Origin of the sequence: Nevskia sp. (assembly GCF_021732705.1) — a bacterium.
GTDB lineage: Bacteria > Pseudomonadota > Gammaproteobacteria > Nevskiales > Nevskiaceae > Nevskia.
Genome location: NZ_JAKFUM010000016.1, coordinates 15,388 through 32,556, shown reverse-complemented (window position 1 = coordinate 32,556; position 17,169 = coordinate 15,388). Strand labels below are relative to the sequence as shown.

Below are 17,169 nucleotides of genomic sequence, written 5' to 3'. Positions count from 1 at the left end.
GCGGTCGCCGCTAGACAAGCCCGGCGCCGATATCGGCCATTGACGCGTGGCGTCAGCCGGGCACCCGGGCTTCGAACACCATGGTTTCGTACTGGTTGATCCACTCGTCGCCGATGTTGCGGCCGTGCTGTTCGATGCCGCGAAGGTTCGGGTCGTCCGACTGGCCGGGCTTCACCTGACGGACGTCGACGAAGCCGGCGCTTTGCAGGGTCTCTGTCAGCAGCATCGCATCGTAGAAGAACTGGTGACCCCAGGCCCGCACGGCCTTGTTGATCACGAAGATCGCGTGCTGCTTGGGCACGTTCGGCAGCGCGAGCTTGCACATCCACTTGACGTAGCGATCGGCGTCGGCCGATTCCGGGTTGTAGTACAGGTCAAGCAGGACTTTCAGGTCCGGCGTGGCGATCCGGATGGTGTCACCCGGCTTCAGGATGCGCCGACATTCCTTCAGCATGGCCAGACCGCCTTCCCACGGCACGTGCTCGATCATGTGCTCGCTGTGCACGTAATCGAAGCGGGCGCTCGGGAACGGGTAGCGCTTGGTCGCATCGAGATAGCCCACCTGCAGCCGAGGGGGTTCGATGTCAGTGACGAGCCAGCCTTCCGTGAAGCTCGGCCCGGCGCCAATCTGCAGCCGAGGCGATGACTGCTTGCGCAGGTAGGACGCGTAGCGGAACGGGGTCAGCAAGCGTGCGATCCACGCAATGACGCGGTAATACCAAGTGCGAAGGAAGGCCCGCATGATTGTCCTCGAACTGCAATGATTGTCGATTGGATGGCGGCGCGAACCGTGCCATCCGGCGTTAAAGTCACTGATTCGCAAGGGATACTGTCGCTTCCCTTACCGACACCTTGCCGCGGAAGTTTATCGTCAGTGACAACGGCAATCGAACGATCGGACGCGTTTTGGCATGGTCAAATCGTATCTATTGTGACCAAGGGCACGGTGACGCGCCGACTTGCATGCCGAAAACAAAAAACCCCGGCAGTGCCGGGGTTTTCGATGAAGCTTTTACCAAATGTGTTGGTAGGCGCGAATGGACTCGAACCATCGACCCCCACCATGTCAAGGTGGTGCTCTAACCAGCTGAGCTACGCGCCTGCGTAGTCAGAAATAATACCGGAGCAACTCCCGGCAGTGCAAGCGTTTTCCCGACCGCACGATTGCCGGACGGCAAACCGGCTCAGGCCGACTTCGCCCCCAGCGCCGTCTCCCGCAGCTTGCGCAGTTCATCGCGCTTCTTCGCGGCCAGCTCGAACTCGAGGTTCTGCGCGGCCTGGCGCATTTCCTTCTCGAGCGTGGCGATCACCTTGGCCAGCTTTTCCGGCGCCATGCGACCGTAGTCCGTGCCCTTCTCGGCCACCTTGCGCGACGGCGTGGTGTCCGTGGCCTCGTAGCCCATCTTCATCACATCGTTGATGCGCTTGGCGATCGAGGTCGGCGTGATGCCGTTGGCCAGGTTGTGTTCGATCTGCTTGGCGCGGCGGCGATCGGTTTCGTCGAGCGCGGCCCGCATCGAGCCGGTGATCGTGTCGGCGTACAGGATCGCCTTGCCGTTGAGGTTGCGCGCGGCGCGGCCGATGGTCTGGATCAGCGAGCGCTCGGAGCGCAGGAAGCCTTCCTTGTCGGCATCGAGGATCGCGACCAGCGACACCTCGGGCAGATCGAGCCCTTCGCGCAGCAGGTTGATGCCGACCAGCACGTCGAACACGCCGAGGCGCAGGTCGCGGAGGATTTCGGCACGCTCGACGGTTTCGATGTCCGAATGCAGGTAACGCACCTTCACGCCGTGCTCGGTCAGGTAGTCGGTCAGGTCTTCCGACATCCGCTTGGTCAAGGTGGTGATCAGCACGCGATCGCCCTTGTCGACCCGCAGCCGGATCTCGCCAAGGACATCGTCGACCTGCGAGGCCGCCGGCCGCACTTCGACTTCCGGGTCGATCAGGCCGGTCGGACGCACCACCTGGTCGATGATCGCGTCGCCGGAGAACTTCAGCTCGTACGGGCCGGGCGTGGCCGATACGTAGATCGTCTGCGGCACCAGCCGCTCGAACTCCTCGAACTTCAGCGGCCGGTTGTCGAGCGCACTCGGCAGCCGGAAGCCGTACTGCACCAGCGTCTCCTTGCGCGCGCGATCGCCCTTGTACATGCCGCCGATCTGCGGAACGGTGACGTGGCTTTCGTCGATGACCACCAGCGCATCCGGCGGCAGGTAGTCGAGCAGGCACGGCGGCGGCTCGCCCGGTTCGCGCCCGGTGAGGTAGCGCGAGTAGTTCTCGATGCCGTTGCAATAGCCGATCTCCTGGATCATCTCCAGGTCGAACGTCGTGCGCTGCTCGATGCGCTGCGCTTCGAGCAGCTTGCCGTTGTCGGCGAAATACTTGATCCGTTCCTGCAGCTCTTCCTTGATCGCGCCGGACATCGCCATCGTCCGCTCCTTCGGCGTGACGTAATGGCTCTTCGCGTAGATCGTCGCCCGCGGCACCCGGCGGCGGACCTCGCCGGTCAGCGGATCGAAGTAGCTGATGCCGTCGACCTCGTCGTCGAACAGTTCGACCCGCACCGCTTCCTCGTCCGATTCGGCCGGATGGATGTCGATGATCTCGCCGCGCACGCGATAGGTGCCGCGCGCCAGCGCAACATCATTGCGGGTGTACTGCATTTCGGTCAGGCGGCGGATGATCTCGCGCTGGCCAAGCTTGTCGCCCTTGACCAGGTGCAACACCATGTTGAAGTAGGCCTCCGGGTTGCCGAGGCCGTAGATCGCCGATACCGACGCGACGATGATCGCGTCCTTGCGCTCCATCAGCGCCTTGGTCGCCGAGAGGCGCATCTGCTCGATGTGTTCGTTGATCGCCGAGTCCTTCTCGATGAAGGTGTCGGACGACGGCACATAAGCTTCCGGCTGGTAGTAGTCGTAGTAGCTGACGAAATACTCGACCGCGTTGTCCGGAAAGAACTCCTTGAACTCGCCGTACAGCTGGCCGGCCAGCGTCTTGTTCGGCGCCAGGATCATCGTCGGCCGCTGGGTCCGCTGGATGACGTTGGCGATGGTGTAGGTCTTGCCCGAGCCGGTGACGCCGAGCAGCGTCTGGTGGGCGAGACCATCGTTCAGGTTCTCGACCAGCTTCTCGATCGCCTGCGGCTGGTCGCCGCTGGGCGCCCAGTCGGCCTTCAGCTTGAAACCGCCGTCGATGCGGCGCTTGAGGCGAACGAGCTTGTCGGAGACGTGCTCGACGATCAGATCGGATTTGGAGGAGGACATGGCAGACGCGCCGGAAAAGGGGACTGCACAGGTTACCCGGCCTGAGGACCGCGGGCTATCGCGCGCGCTCAGGCATCGATCGGTCGCGCGGACGCCGGTGGCCCGCGTCGCGGGATCAAGGTCAGCAGACAGGACCCGATCACCAGCACGATTCCGGCGATCGACCAGACGTCCGGCGCTTCGCCCCAGATCGCCCAGCCGAGGGCACCGGCGAAGATCACCGAGGTGTAGGTGAACGGCCCGATCGACGCTGCCGGCGCGGCGCCGTAGGCCAAGGTCAGCAGCAACTGACCGAGCGTGGCGAACGCGGCGACGCCGACCAGCCAGCCCCACGCCGGAAGTGTCGGGGCCTGCCAGGCACAGTGCGCCGGCAAGGCCGTGACCATGGTCGCCAGCAGCATGAAATAGAAGACGATGCGCGAGGCCGGTTCCGTGTCGCTGATGCGCCGGATGCCGATCATCGCCGCCGCCGCCGTGATGCCCGAGAACGCGCCGATGATCGCTGCCGTCGAGGCCAGTCCGGCGCTGCCCGGCTTCACGATCAGCCCGATGCCGACCAGCCCGATCAGTGCCGCCGGCAGTGCCGACGCCGGAGGGCGCTCGCCCAGCCAGAACCAGCCGATGAACGGTGCGAACAGCGGCATCGTGTAGGTCAGCAGCACCGCTTCGGCCAGCGGCAGGTGACTGATCGAATAGAAGTATCCGACCATCGAGACCAGTCCGAACCCGCTGCGCCAGAGATGACCGCCGAAGCGCCGGGTGACGAACGCCGAGCGGCCCTCGCGCAGCAGCCACGGCAGCAGCATCAGCAGGCCGAAGGCGGAGCGGCAGAACACCACCATCGCTGCCGGAACCGTCGCCGACGCACCCTTGACGCAGGTTGCCGCCACGGCCATTGCGGCCGCGGCCGCCACGGCAAACATCGCACCGCGGCGAAGATCGCTGGACATCGGATATCGGGAGGGATCGGAAACGGGCGGCGCAGTCTAGCCGCTGGCGACCCCGTCACGCGGCCTTTGCGTCGGCCGCATCGACGTTCAACCGCAATTCATCTCGGGCGGCGCAAGCTGTCGCGGCCTGACTGTCGCGGGAATCATGGCGTGGTCACGCTCGCCGTCTGTCTGCACGGGGACGCCATCGGTATGAAAACCCATGACATTGTCGGGCCGACGCTTAAATTGCCGAAGCTGCACGAACCGGACGGATCGCATGGCGCACGTTGCGCGATCCGGATCGATAAAACCAGGTGCCCCGCCAGCGGCAGGCGCATCGCTCAGACAGGTCAGGTCATGCCGAATTCCAACAGCTCTGTCGCTGAAGTGCCGGTCGTCACCGGCACGACACCGCGCGTCGCCATCATCCTGCTGGTCGAGGACAGCATTGCCGATGTCCGACTGATGCAGGAAGTGTTGCGCGAAACCGGTTTGCCGCACGAACTGCTGATCGCCGGTGACGGCGAACGCGCGCTGCGGGCGATCCGCAGCGAGGGCGAATATGGGGGCTGCCGCAAGCCCGACATCGTCCTCCTGGACCTCAATCTACCGGGCATGGATGGCCGCGAAGTGTTGCGAACGATCAAGCAGGACCCCGCCTTGCGACGCACGCCGGTGCTGGTGCTGTCCACCTCCACCGCCGAAAGCGACATCACCGCCAGCTACGACGCGCATGCCAACTGTTATCTGTCGAAGCCGGTCGATCTCGGCGATTTCTTCCGTCTGGCCGAAGCACTGCGCGACTTCTGGCTGCGCCTCGTCGTGCTGCCGCCAAAACCCGATGTGCCGCTTGCGGCCGGAGTCGCGTCATGAGTGCTGACTGGCCGATCGATTCCGATGACGACAATCTCAATGCCGTCGAACGGCTTGAGCCGCTGGCGCTGCTGCTGATCGAGGATTCGCCCGCCGATTCGCGTCTGTTGCAGGAGCACCTGCGCGATGCGATCCAGCGCGGCGAGGTGATGATGCAGGTCGTGCGGCGGCTGTCCGACGCGACGCAGGCACTGAACCGCATGGAATTCTCGTGCGTGCTGGTCGATCTCGGCTTGCCGGACGGCCAGGGCGTGGCGACGATCGAGGCGCTGCGCGCGGTCGATCCCGATGTCGCGATGGTCGTGCTGACCGGCTTCGACAGCGATGACATGGCGCAGCAGACGATGCAGCTCGGCGTGCAGGACTACCTGGTCAAGGGCCGTTACGACGCCGGCCTGCTGTTGCGCCGCATCCGCTTCGCCGTGCAGAACCATCGGCAACTGGTGCAGCTCAACACCGCGCGTCAGGAATCGTTCGCCAGCGCCAGTCAGGACCCGGTCACCGGCCTGCCGAACCGTCCGCTGTTCGAGGATCGTGCCCGGCGCGCGATTGCCTTCGCCGAACGCACCGGCTGCGAACTGGGCATCGTCTATGTCGGCATCGATGGCCTCCCGGCCGGCGGTGATGACGCCAGCCGAATCGCCACCGATGCGCTGATCCGCCGGATCGGCACGCTGCTGGCCGAGAGCGTGCGCAAGTCGGATACCGTGGCGGCGACCGGCGGCGGCGAGTTCGTCTCGATCCTGGTGCCGACCGACGTCAACTTCGATGCCGTGATCGTGGCCCGGCGCTTCAACGAAATGCTGCGAACCATCGATGCCGCGCCGCTGCAACTGGTGCCGTTCATCGGTGTGGCGGTCTACCCGCGCGACGGCGAAACGCTCGATGAGCTGGTCGAACACGCCGAACAGGCGATGTTCCGCGCCCTGCGTGCCGGTGGCGGCGTCTGCGTCTGGGAAGGGCAGGTGACCGCGCATCCGGCCAGCATCGGCGCCGAGCGGCTCTGGTCCGGCTCGCCGCTGGATGCGCTGGTGCCGCTGTACCAGCCGTGGTTCGACCTGCGCGAGCAGCGCTTCGTCGGCGTCGAAGTGCTGTGGTCGGCCAGCGATGCCATCGCCTACCGCACGGCATCGCTCGATACCCGCCGCGAAGCCGGCTTCACGCTGATCCGGACCGCGTTGAGCCAGCTTCGGGTCTGGCGCGACGGCGGTTTCGATCTGCCATCGCTGGGGCTGAACCTCGATTCGGTGCTGCTGGAGCAGCCCGATCTCGCGAGTTTCCTGCGCGACCAACTCGCCGCGCGCAATCTGCCGCCGCAGGACATCCGGCTGGAAGTGCCGGCCGAAGTTCTGGCCGACGCCACGCCGGAACTGCTGTCGCGCCTGCGCCTGTTCCGCGACGAAGGCTACGGTGTCGTACTCGACGACTATCTGAGCGGTGCCGACGGCTTGCTCGCCATCAGCACGATGCCGCTCGACGGCATCAAGATCGGGCGCGATGTCGTGGCGACGCTGCCGACCGATCGCCCGGGCGGCAGCGTGCGTCGCGCGGTGACGGCCGCGATCGGCGCCTCGACCAGCTTGAGCCTCGACCTGATTGCAACCGGTGTCGACGATGATGGTCGCCGCCAGCAGCTGCGCACGCTGGGTTGCCGCTATCTGCAGGGCGATGCGCTGTGCGAGGCGCTGATCGCGGCCGAGTTGCCGATGCGCTGGCGCATCGGCCCACCGACATTCCTGTCGTAGGCTTCGCATGTCGATACTGCTGGATGCCGTCGGCGCGTCGGGCCTGCTTCCTCACGGTGTCTGCTTCCAGTTGCGGCCGGACCTGATCTGGCTGCACGTGGTGTCGGACGCGATCATCGCGGTCGCCTATCTGATGATCCCGGCGACCTTGCTGTGGTTCATCCGCAAGCGGCGAACGCCGCTGTCGCTCGGCTGGGTGCTGGTGCTGTTCGCGGCCTTCATCGTGCTGTGCGGACTCAGCCACATCCTCGGCATCATCACCGTCTGGAAGCCGATCTACTACCTGCAGGGCATCGAGAAGGCGCTGACGGCGGCGGTGTCGCTGGCAACGGCCATCGCCATCATCCCGCTGGTGCCGAAGCTGCTGGCGATGCGCTCGCCGGAGGAACTGGCCGAGGCCAACCAGCGGCTGCGCGAGGAAGTCGCGACGCGCGAGCAGGCCGAGCGGGAACTGAAGCACTCGCTCGAGGAGCTGAATCGGGCCGTCAAGGAACTCGAGCAGTTCGCCTACATCACCTCGCATGACCTGCAGGCGCCGCTGCGGACGATTTCCGGCTTTTCGCAGTTGCTGACCCGGCGTCATCGCGACAAGCTGGACGGCGACGCGCTGGAGTTCCTCGACTACATCGACAAGGGCGCGCGCCAGATGCAGCTGCTGATCCAGGACCTGCTGGCGCTGTCGCGCGTCGGCCGCGCCGAGGATGCACGCTTCGAGCGCAAGCCGCTGGCCGACAGCGTCACCCGCGCGATCAAGGCCCTGCAGAGTGCGATCAATCGCAGCGGGGCCGAGATCGTGTTCGGGGCGCTCCCGGAAATCGAGGCCAATCACGGCCTGCTGGTGCAGTTGCTGCAGAACCTGATCGGCAATGCCATCAAGTTCCAGCGGCCGGACGTGCGTCCGCGCGTCACGCTGACGATCGAGCGCCAGACCGGCGTCATCACCGATGCGGCCGGCAATCTGGCCGATGCCGGCGACCACTGGGAACTGGTCGTCGCCGACAACGGCATCGGCATCGCGCAGGAACATCTCGAAAGCATCTTCGCGATCTTCCGCAAGCTGCATTCACCCGAGGAGTACGACGGTACCGGCATCGGCCTCGCGATCTGCCGCAAGATTGCCGCCTATCACGGCGGCCATATCTGGGCGACATCCGACGAGACCGGCACCCAGTTCCATCTGCGTCTTCCGGTCTCGATTCCGCAGCCGCGTCTTGCTGCCGAAACGGGTGCGGCGCTGCGCACGGTAGCCGTGCTGCGCTGAACGACAGACGTCCGGTACGTCAGCGCACCGGGCGCAGCACCAGCGAGTCTCCGCAGCGATTGCGCAAGTCACGCCCGCACGCACGCGGAGACAGCGAGCGATCGAGGCAAATGCGCACTTCCTGCAGATAGCGACCGGCGCACTGCAGCACGACGCCGTCCGAACGCAGCGCCGGATTGGCCTGCAGCAGATCGCTGCGCAGGCGCGCGGCGTCAACGGTCAGGGTTTGCGGCAGCCGCTGGTAGCGATCCGGGATACGGATCGCGCGATAGCTGCGTTCGAGCGCTGCGAAATAGCCATCGGCGCCAAGCCCGCTGCAGGTGCCGTGCTTGCGCCACTCGTGAATGATCAGGCCCTTGCTCGGCATGATCGGCAGCAGCCGGTTGATCGTCGCATCCGGCACGCGCTCGCGGGATTCGCAGTCCTGCGGCCAGCCGCGCTCGTTCTGCGGCCACAGGCCGTGCGCGACGAAGGCGTAGGGCCGGGCGCACTGCAGCTCATCGTCGCGCCGCGTCGTCGCGCAGTACTCGGGCGACCACGACAGGCTCAGCACGTAGTAATCGAAAATGCCGGCCGTGCCGCGTGGCCGGTCGTCGCGCGCCGTCGCGGTGAACGCGAACAGCAACAGCAGCGTGGCGATGACCGGGAGCCGCTTCATCGCCACGCGCATCGCAAGCCTCAGGCTTTCTGGCCGGCGAGAAACAGCCAGGTCTCGACCACGGTGTCGGGATTCAGGCTCATCGACTCGATGCCCTGATCGAGCAGCCACTTGGCGAGATCAGGGTGGTCGCTCGGGCCCTGACCGCAGATGCCGACGTACTTGTTGGCGCGCTTGCAGGCGCTGATCGCCATGCTGAGCATCTTCTTGACCGCCGGGTCGCGCTCGTCGAAGCCGGCCGCGACCAGGCCGGAATCGCGATCCAGACCCAGCGTCAGCTGGGTCATGTCGTTGGAGCCGATCGAGAAGCCGTCGAAGTATTCGAGGAACTCGTCGGCCATCACGGCATTGCTCGGCAGCTCGCACATCATGATCAGCTTCAGGCCGTTGTCGCCGCGCTTCATGCCGTTGGCGGCGAGGATGTCGGACACGCCCTTGGCTTCGGCCAGCGTGCGCACGAACGGCACCATCACCTGCACGTTGGTCAGGCCCATCTCGTCGCGCACGTACTTCAGCGCCTTGCATTCGAGATCGAAGCACGGGCGGAAGTCCTTGGAGATGTAGCGCGAGGCGCCGCGGAAGCCGAGCATCGGATTCTCTTCGTGCGGCTCGTAGCGGCTGCCGGCGACCAGATTCGCGTACTCGTTCGACTTGAAGTCGGACAGGCGCACGATCACCGGCTCCGGCGCGAAGGCCGCCGCGATCATCGCGATGCCTTCGGCCATGCGCATCCAGAAATAGTCGATCGGCGACGGGTAGGCGGCGATCATCGGATCGATGATCCGGCGCAGATCGGCCGGCTGCTTGTCGAGTTCCAGCAGCGCCTGCGGGTGGATGCCGATCTGGCGGTTGACGATGAATTCGAGGCGGGCGAGGCCGACACCCTTGTGCGGCAGCGACGCGAAGTCGAAGGCCTGCTCCGGCGTGCCGACGTTCATCATGATCTTGACCGGGATCTCCGGCATCTTGTCCAGCTCGATCTCGTCGACGGCGTAGTCGACGTGGCCTTCGTAGACGAAGCCGGTATCACCCTCGGCGCAGCTCACGGTGACGTCGGTGCCGTCCTTCAGCACGCTGGTCGCGTTGCCGGTGCCGACCACGGCCGGAATGCCGAGTTCGCGGGCGATGATCGCCGCATGGCAGGTACGGCCGCCGCGGTTGGTGACGATGGCGCTGGCGCGCTTCATCACCGGCTCCCAGTCGGGATCGGTCATGTCGGTGACCAGCACGTCGCCCGGCTGCACGCGTTCCATCTGCTCGATCGAGTTCAGGAAGCGGACGCGGCCGGCGCCGATCTTCTGGCCGATGGCGCGGCCCTCGATCAGCACCTTGCCCTTGGACTTCAGCTTGTAGCGGCGCAGGCGGCTGCCGCCGGCGCGCGACTGCACCGTTTCCGGGCGCGCCTGCAGGATGTACAGCTTGCCGTCGGTGCCATCGAGGCCCCATTCGATGTCCATCGGCCGCTGGTAGTGCTTCTCGATGATCAGCGCCTGACGGGCCAGATCGGTGATCTGGGCATCGGTCAGCGAGAACCGGCGGCGATCGGCATCGGCCACCAACGTGAACTCGACGGCCTTGCCGCCGGCCGGGTCGGCATAGACCATCTTCTTGGCTTTCTCGCCAAGACCGCGCTTCAGGATCGCGGGGCGACCCGCGGCCAGCGCCGGCTTGTAGACGTAGAACTCGTCCGGATTGACCGCGCCCTGCACGACGGCTTCGCCGAGGCCGTAGCTCGACGTGATGAACACGGCATCGCGGAAGCCGGATTCGGTGTCCATCGTGAACATCACGCCGGAGGAACCCACATCCGAACGGACCATGCGCTGGACGCCGGCGGACAGCGCCACCTTCGAGTGATCGAAGTTCTTGTGCACGCGGTAGGCGATCGCGCGGTCGTTGAACAGGCTGGCGAACACTTCCTTCATCTTCGCCAGCACATCGTCGATGCCGCGAACGTTGAGGAAAGTTTCCTGCTGGCCGGCGAACGAGGCATCCGGCAAGTCTTCGGCAGTGGCCGACGAGCGCACGGCAACCGAGATCTCGACCCCGGCTTCGGCCAGCAACTGGTCATAGGCCGTGCGGATTTCCGCTTCCAGCGCCTTCGGGAACGGCGCCTTCATGACCGACTCGCGGATGTTCTTGCCGACCTTGGCCAGCTTGACCACGTCATCGACGTCAAGATCGTCGAGCTGGGCGTTGATGCGATCGGCAAGACCCTCGTGGCTGAGGAATTCGCGATACGCCTGTGCGGTGGTCGCGAAACCGTCCGGCACCGACACCCCCAGCTTGGTCAGGTGCTGGATCATCTCGCCAAGCGAAGAATTCTTGCCGCCGACGAGTTCGACGTCGTGCATGCCCAGCTGCTTGAACCACAGAACCGTCGGTGTCGCCATGTACGCGGATTCCTGCCTGAGTGCGGGTGAGGGGTCTTTCAGGATACCAACTTGAGACCGATGATCGACACGATCAGCATCGCCAGGAAGAACACCTGCGAGGTGCTGAGCGCATCGTTGAACCAGTAGACGCCGACGATCGCCGTGCCGGCGGCACCGATGCCGGTCCATACTGCATAGGCCGTGCCGAGCGAGATGCCGCGCATCGCCAGGTTCAGCAGGAAAAAGCTGGACAGCGCGAACGCGGTGAACACCAGAATGTATTTCGGACGCTCCAGCGAAAAGCCGTTGGACATCTTCAACGCGGTTGTGAAGCCGATCTCCAGCAGACCGGCCAGCACCAGATAAAACCAGGACATGGGATGGCTTCGAAAGTCAGGAAAGGGGTGGAGACGGGGGAGTGCCCGGGATGACGGACGGCACTCAGAAAATTGTCTTTTTCGTTTCGGACGGCACCGGCATCACCGCGGAGACGCTCGGCGGGACCTTGCTGACGCAGTTCGAAGATGTTGAATTCAAAAAGATTACGCTGCCTTTCATCAACACGCCGGACAAGGCGCGCGTGTCATTGAACTATATCAATCACGTCGCAGCCACGGAAACCCGACGGCCGATCGTGTTCAGCACCACGGTCAACGAGGAAGTGCGCGCGATCCTGCGCAGCGCCAACGCGATGTTTCTCGACCTGTTCGATACCTACATCGCGCCGGTCGAGGCCGAGCTTGGCGTGAAGTCGAGCCACGCGCAGGGACGCGCGCATGGCATGAGCGATCACGGCCGTTACAACGCCCGCATCGACGCCATGAACTTCGCGATGGAGCACGACGACGGCCAGAGTGTGCGCGATATCGGCCGAGCCGACGTCGTGCTGATCGCCCCGAGCCGCTGCGGCAAGACGCCGACCACGCTGTATCTGGCGCTGCAGCACGCCGTGTTCGCGACCAATTTCCCGCTGACCGAGGACGATCTCGAGAACCTGAAGCTGCCGAAGGCGCTGCGCGGTCATGAAAGCAAGCTGTTCGGATTGACCTCGGACCCGGAGCGGCTGCAGCAGGTGCGCAGCGAGCGTCGGCCGGGTTCGAAGTACGCCTCGCTCGCGCAGTGCGCGTATGAACTGCGGCAGGCCGAGCAGCTGTACCGACGCCACAACATCCCGCAACTGAACTCGGCCAGCATGTCGATCGAGGAAATCGCGGCGATGGTGATGCAGGAAAAGAATCTGCGGCGCTAGGACCCGGGGCGATTTTTGCCGTTGGCAGCGGCGCGTCGGCAAGCGCAAGATCGTGTCACGACACCGTCAACACGGTGCACAACAATAAAAGCGTCATCAAAGGGAGAGAGATCATGGGTCACAAGCGCCGTCTGGCGGGCAAGCGTTCGGGTGTCGATCGCCGTCATTTCCTGAAGTCCGCCGCGGCCGGTCTGGCCGCCAGCGCGCTGCCGCTGCTGCCCGAGGGCGGGAACGCCGCGCACGCCGCCGGGGCACTGTCGTTCGTTCATGGCGTCGCCAGCGGTGATCCGCTGAACGATCGCGTGATCCTGTGGACGCGCGTGACCACGCCGGGCACGGCGCCGTGCGCCGTCAGCTATGTGGTCGCGACCGATCCGGCGCTGACCGCGCTGGTGCAGACCGGCACCTTCATCACCGATGCCAGCCGCGATTACACGGTGAAGCTCGATGTCGGCGGCCTCGAACCGGGCCGCACGTACTACTACCGCTTCAACGTCGGCAACGTCACGTCGCCGATCGGCCGCACCAAGACCTTGCCGACCGGCAATGTCGATCGCCTGCGCGTTGCCGTGGCCTCGTGCTCGAGCCTGGCGCACGGCTTCTTCAATGCCTATGCCCGCATCGCCGAGCGCACCGACCTGGACTTCGTGCTGCACCTCGGCGACTACATCTACGAATACGGCAACGGCGACTACGGCAATGCCCGCACGTACGAGCCGGCGCATGAAATCCTGACGCTGGCCGACTACCGCCAGCGCCACGGTCAGTACAAGCGCGAACCGGAACTGCAGGAACTGCATCGCCAGCATCCGATCATCGCGATCTGGGACGACCACGAGTTCGCGAACAATGCCTGGGTCGGCGGCGCCGAGAACCATCAGCCCGATACCGAAGGCGACTGGGCGACCCGCGTTGCGGTCGCGCTGCAGGCGTACTACGAGTGGATGCCGACGCGCGTGCCGGACGCCAACGACCTGCGGCGCAACTACCGCTCGTTCTCGATCGGCAATCTCGCCGACCTGTTCATGCTGGAAGAACGTGTCGGCGCGCGCGCCGAGCAGCTGCCGCTGAACGTGCCGCTGGTACCGCAGGCGGGCCTCGGCGTGTTCCGCCAGACCGGTCCGTTCCTCGATCCGACGCGCCAGCTGATCGGCCAGACGCAGGAAGAGTGGCTGATCACCGGCCTGCGCGCGGCACCGCAGGAGCGCTGGAAGCTGATCGGGCAGGGCGTGATGTTCGCGCAGCTGAAGGTCGTTGGCCTGCCGAACGCGACGACGCTGAGCCAGTTCCTGAATGTCGACCAGTGGGACGGCTACAGCCCGGTTCGCGATCGCCTGTACGACGCGCTGGCCGGCGACAGCAGCAATGCCGCCGTCAACAATGTCGTCGTGCTGACCGGCGACATCCATTGCTCGTGGGCGGCCGACATCACGCCGGATCCGAACCGTCTGCTGGGGCCTCGTTTCGGGGGCTACAACGCGCTCACCGGCGAAGGTTCGCTCGCGGTCGAGTTTGTCTGCACCTCGGTGACGTCGGCCGGCCTCGACAATCTGGGGCCGCTGGCGCCGGTGCTGCGGGTCAACAACCCGCACTTCAAGTACATCAACCTCGACCGCCGCGGCTACATGCTGCTCGACATCACGCCGCAGCGCGTCAGCAACGAGATGTGGTTCATCGACACCGTCGATACCCGCAGCAGCGGCCAGACGCTCGGCGCCGTGTTCCAGACCACGCGTGGCCAGAACCGGCTGCGGCGCGGCACGGTCAGCACACCGCGGGCGAACCCGCCGGCCCCGGCGCCCTGATGGCGACTCCCGTCCCGGCCTCCGATGCGAGGCCGGGACGGAGCCGTGTTCGCGATCGTGCTGCAGAACGCAGCGCGATTCATTTCCTCGTCATCTCCGCTGACTAGGCTCCGTTCGAAATCGATGTCGCGCTGCGGCCATGGGTCGCAAGCCATTGCGACACGGACGTGCAGCGAACCTTTCGACGGGGATTCTGATGATGGGCAAGGATTGCGCGCCGCCGGCGCGGCGATGGCTGGCGGCCGTTCTTCTGGGCAGCGGTGTCGTCACTGCGCAGGCCGATGGCACCATCAGCGGCCGAATCAGCGTCGCCGGCGACAGCGGCAGCGCGCTGCAGGGCACGCTGGTCCGCATTCGGGAACTGGGCCGGGAAGCCGCGGCCGACCGCGATGGCCGCTTCCGCTTTGCCGGCGTGCCGGCCGGCGCCTACACGCTGACCGCGCAGTATCTCGGCGCACCGGAGTCGAGCGAAGCCGTCACCGTCACCGATGGCACCGAGGTCCAACGTGATTTCGTGCTCGGCGATGCCGCGGTCAAGCTCAAGCAGGTGCTGATCGTCGGTCAGCTTGCCGGGCAGGCCGGTGCGCTGAACCGTCAGCGGGCGGCCGACAACATCAAGACCGTCGTCGACTTCGATGCGATCAACCAGTACCCGGACCAGAACGTCGCCGAGTCGCTGCAGCGTCTGCCCGGTCTGTCGCTGGCGCGTGATCAGGGCGAAGGCCGATTCGTCGTCATCCGCGGGCTCGATCCGGCGCTGAACACGGCGACCATCAACGGCGTGCGCGTCGGCAGCCCGGAAGGCGACACGCGGTCGGTCAACCTCGACGTTGTCGCGAACGACCTGCTCGAAGGCCTCGAAGTCACCAAGACGCTGACGCCGGACCTCGATGGCGACGGCATCGGCGGCAATATCGAGATCAAGACCGCCACCGCCTTCGATCGCGGCAATTCGGTCAGCCTGCGCACCGAAGGCAGTTACAACGAGCAGCGCGAAAAGCTCAGCCCCCGTCTTGCGGCGACGGCCACGCGCCTGCTGTCGCTGGATGCCAAGGACGACTTCGGCGTGTCGGCCGGCGTCAGCTACTTCCGGCGCCGCTTCGGTTCAGACAATGTCGAGACTGCGGGCTTTCCACTGCTGGAAACCGACAATGGCGAGGTGCCGGGCATCGCCGAAGCCGAGCAGCGCGACTACCGCGTGACCCGCGAGCGGCTGTCGACATCGCTGAACTTCGATTGGCGCCCGAGCGCCGACCACGCGTTCTATCTGCGCACGCTGTTCAGCCGCTTCGAGGATGACGAAACGCGGCAGTCCAGCGTGTATGTCTTCGATGATGGCGACATCACCGCGCTCGACGACAATGGCGGCCAGTTCTCCGGCGCCACGCAGGAGCGCAACCTGCGCGCGCGGATCGAGACGCAGGCGATCCTGACCGCAGCGCTGGGCGCCAAGCATCGCTTCGACGACTGGAAGCTCGACTACGTGGTCGCCCACTCGCTGGCCAACGAGAAGAACCGCAACAACCTCAGCGGCTCCTTCGTGGGCGAGGGCCTCGATCTCGGCTACTCGCTCGCCGAAAGCCGGCGTCGCCCCCGCCTGTTCGGCGTCGCCAACGATGATCCGGCCAGCTTCGTGCTCGACGAGATCACGCTGGAGGATTCCAGCACCGAGGAACGCGAAACCAGCATCGCGCTGAACCTGCGGCACGATCTGGTCTTCGGTGACGTCAACGGCCATGTCCAGATCGGCAGCAAGCTGCGCCTGCGCAAGAAGACCGCGGAGCTCGATGCCTTCGTCTACGACGGCTTCGGCGACGATGACGTGAGCCTGAGCGGCTTCGCGCGCGACAACCGGCGCTATCCGTTCGGCGACTACGGTCCGGAAGTCGACCCGGGCGCGTTCCGCCGCTTCTTCAACGATGGCCGTAGCGGCTTCGACCTCGATGGCACGTCCTCGGCGGTCGATTCGCGTGGCGCCGACTACCGCATCGACGAAGACATCGTCGCCGGCTACGGACTGGCCGTCGCCAACTTCGGCGATCTGCGCGTTCTCGGCGGTGCCCGCGTCGAGTTCACCCGCTACCGCGCCCGCGGCACGGCGATCACCATCGACGAAGCGACCGGCGACGGTGATCCGCAGTTCGCGCCGTTCAACGCCCGCCGCAATTCGGTGGCGGTGCTGCCGTCGCTGCACTTCCGCTACCGCTTCGACCCGCGCCTGATCGGCCGACTGGCCTACACCGAGGCGCTGGCGCGCCCGGGTTACGAGGACGCCGCACCGCGCCAGCTGATCGAGATCGAGGAGGACGATGGCGAGATCCAGCGTCGCGCCGAAGTCGGCAATCCGAACCTGAAAGCGCTGCGCTCGCGCAATGTCGATCTGGGCTTCGAGTACTACCCGGGCAGCCTCGGTGTCATTCAGGCTGGCGCTTTCTACAAGCGGATCAACAACTTCATCGTCATTGCCGATGTTGCCGGCAGCCCCGGCTTCGAAGCGTTCGACGAAGTGTTTCAGGCCGTCAACGGCGACGCCGCCGATGTCTACGGACTGGAACTGGGCTACACGCAGTCGCTGAAGTTCCTGCCCGCGCCACTCGATGGCATGCTGGTGTCGGCCAACGTCACCTGGACCCACAGCGAAGCGACGCTGCCGTTCCGTGACGACAAGCTGGCGCTGCCGCGGCAGTCCGACCGGATCGGCAACGTGGCCCTGGGCTACGAGAAGTACGGCTTCAGTGGCCGAATTTCGGCAACCTATCGCAGCGCCTTTCTCGATTCGGTCGAGGAATTCGATGATCCGGGCTTTGATCGCTACGCCGACTCGCATCTGCAGATCGACTTCACCGGCGGTTACCAGATCACCGATGCCACGCGACTTTATGTCAATGTCGTCAACATCACCGACGAGCCGTTCTACGCCTATTTCGGCTCCGATCGGCAGGCGTCGCAGTTCGAGCAGTACGGCATCACCGCCGAGCTGGGTATCAAGCTGAATTTCTGATCGC

Annotated in this window: 12 protein-coding genes and 1 tRNA gene; 6 read left to right on the top strand and 7 right to left on the bottom strand. The window is 65.4% G+C overall.

Annotation, left to right across the window (positions count from 1 at the left end; translation table 11 throughout):
- Positions 1–52 precede the first annotated feature (52 nt).
- From QZ951_RS16810 to QZ951_RS16795, 4 genes are all read right to left on the bottom strand, one after another.
- A complete protein-coding gene (locus QZ951_RS16810) occupies positions 53–742 on the bottom strand; it encodes a methyltransferase domain-containing protein (protein WP_293002677.1) in 690 nt (229 codons plus the stop codon).
- Positions 743–1,025: 283 nt separating this feature from the next.
- Positions 1,026–1,102: transfer RNA gene (locus QZ951_RS16805), tRNA-Val, on the bottom strand.
- An 82-nt stretch (positions 1,103–1,184) separates the two neighbouring features.
- On the bottom strand, positions 1,185–3,266 hold the full coding sequence (uvrB, locus tag QZ951_RS16800; protein ID WP_366943968.1) for an excinuclease ABC subunit UvrB: 2,082 nt from the start codon (positions 3,264–3,266) through the stop codon (positions 1,185–1,187).
- 68 nt (positions 3,267–3,334) lie between these two features.
- Entirely contained in the window at positions 3,335–4,216 is an 882-nt protein-coding gene (locus tag QZ951_RS16795; protein WP_293002675.1) for a DMT family transporter, read from the bottom strand.
- A 150-nt stretch (positions 4,217–4,366) separates the two neighbouring features.
- On the opposite strand from QZ951_RS16795, the gene QZ951_RS16790 reads away from it, so the two are divergent.
- From QZ951_RS16790 to QZ951_RS16780, 3 genes are read left to right on the top strand one after another with little or no spacing between them, the layout of a single operon-like run.
- Positions 4,367–5,071, top strand: a complete 705-nt coding sequence (locus QZ951_RS16790) for a response regulator (protein ID WP_293002673.1) — start codon at positions 4,367–4,369, stop codon at positions 5,069–5,071.
- Complete coding sequence (locus QZ951_RS16785) at positions 5,068–6,816, top strand: GGDEF domain-containing response regulator (RefSeq protein WP_293002671.1); 1,749 nt, start codon at positions 5,068–5,070, stop codon at positions 6,814–6,816. The genes QZ951_RS16790 and QZ951_RS16785 overlap by 4 nt, the downstream gene beginning before the upstream one ends.
- A 7-nt stretch (positions 6,817–6,823) precedes the next feature.
- Positions 6,824–8,077, top strand: a complete 1,254-nt coding sequence (locus QZ951_RS16780; RefSeq protein ID WP_293002669.1) for an ATP-binding protein — start codon at positions 6,824–6,826, stop codon at positions 8,075–8,077.
- Positions 8,078–8,096: 19 nt separating this feature from the next.
- Here QZ951_RS16780 and QZ951_RS16775 read toward each other — a convergent pair whose 3' ends face one another.
- From QZ951_RS16775 to QZ951_RS16765, 3 genes are read right to left on the bottom strand one after another with little or no spacing between them, the layout of a single operon-like run.
- The gene (locus QZ951_RS16775) at positions 8,097–8,735 is read right to left on the bottom strand and encodes a hypothetical protein (RefSeq protein ID WP_293002668.1); all 639 of its coding nucleotides are present in this window, start codon (positions 8,733–8,735) and stop codon (positions 8,097–8,099) included.
- Positions 8,736–8,755: 20 nt separating this feature from the next.
- Positions 8,756–11,128, bottom strand: coding sequence for a phosphoenolpyruvate synthase (gene ppsA / locus QZ951_RS16770; protein ID WP_293002666.1), 2,373 nt, complete (start codon positions 11,126–11,128; stop codon positions 8,756–8,758).
- A gap of 38 nt (positions 11,129–11,166) precedes the next feature.
- Entirely contained in the window at positions 11,167–11,487 is a 321-nt protein-coding gene (locus tag QZ951_RS16765; RefSeq protein ID WP_293002664.1) for a multidrug efflux SMR transporter, read from the bottom strand.
- Between the two features lie 50 nt (positions 11,488–11,537).
- On the opposite strand from QZ951_RS16765, the gene QZ951_RS16760 reads away from it, so the two are divergent.
- From QZ951_RS16760 to QZ951_RS16750, 3 genes are all read left to right on the top strand, one after another.
- Positions 11,538–12,359, top strand: coding sequence for a pyruvate, water dikinase regulatory protein (locus QZ951_RS16760; RefSeq protein WP_293002662.1), 822 nt, complete (start codon positions 11,538–11,540; stop codon positions 12,357–12,359).
- A 113-nt stretch (positions 12,360–12,472) separates the two neighbouring features.
- A complete protein-coding gene (locus QZ951_RS16755; protein ID WP_293002660.1) occupies positions 12,473–14,164 on the top strand; it encodes an alkaline phosphatase D family protein in 1,692 nt (563 codons plus the stop codon).
- A gap of 196 nt (positions 14,165–14,360) precedes the next feature.
- Positions 14,361–17,165: a TonB-dependent receptor gene (locus QZ951_RS16750; RefSeq protein WP_293002658.1), complete on the top strand. Its 2,805-nt coding sequence runs from the start codon at positions 14,361–14,363 to the stop codon at positions 17,163–17,165.
- Positions 17,166–17,169: the final 4 nt, after the last annotated feature.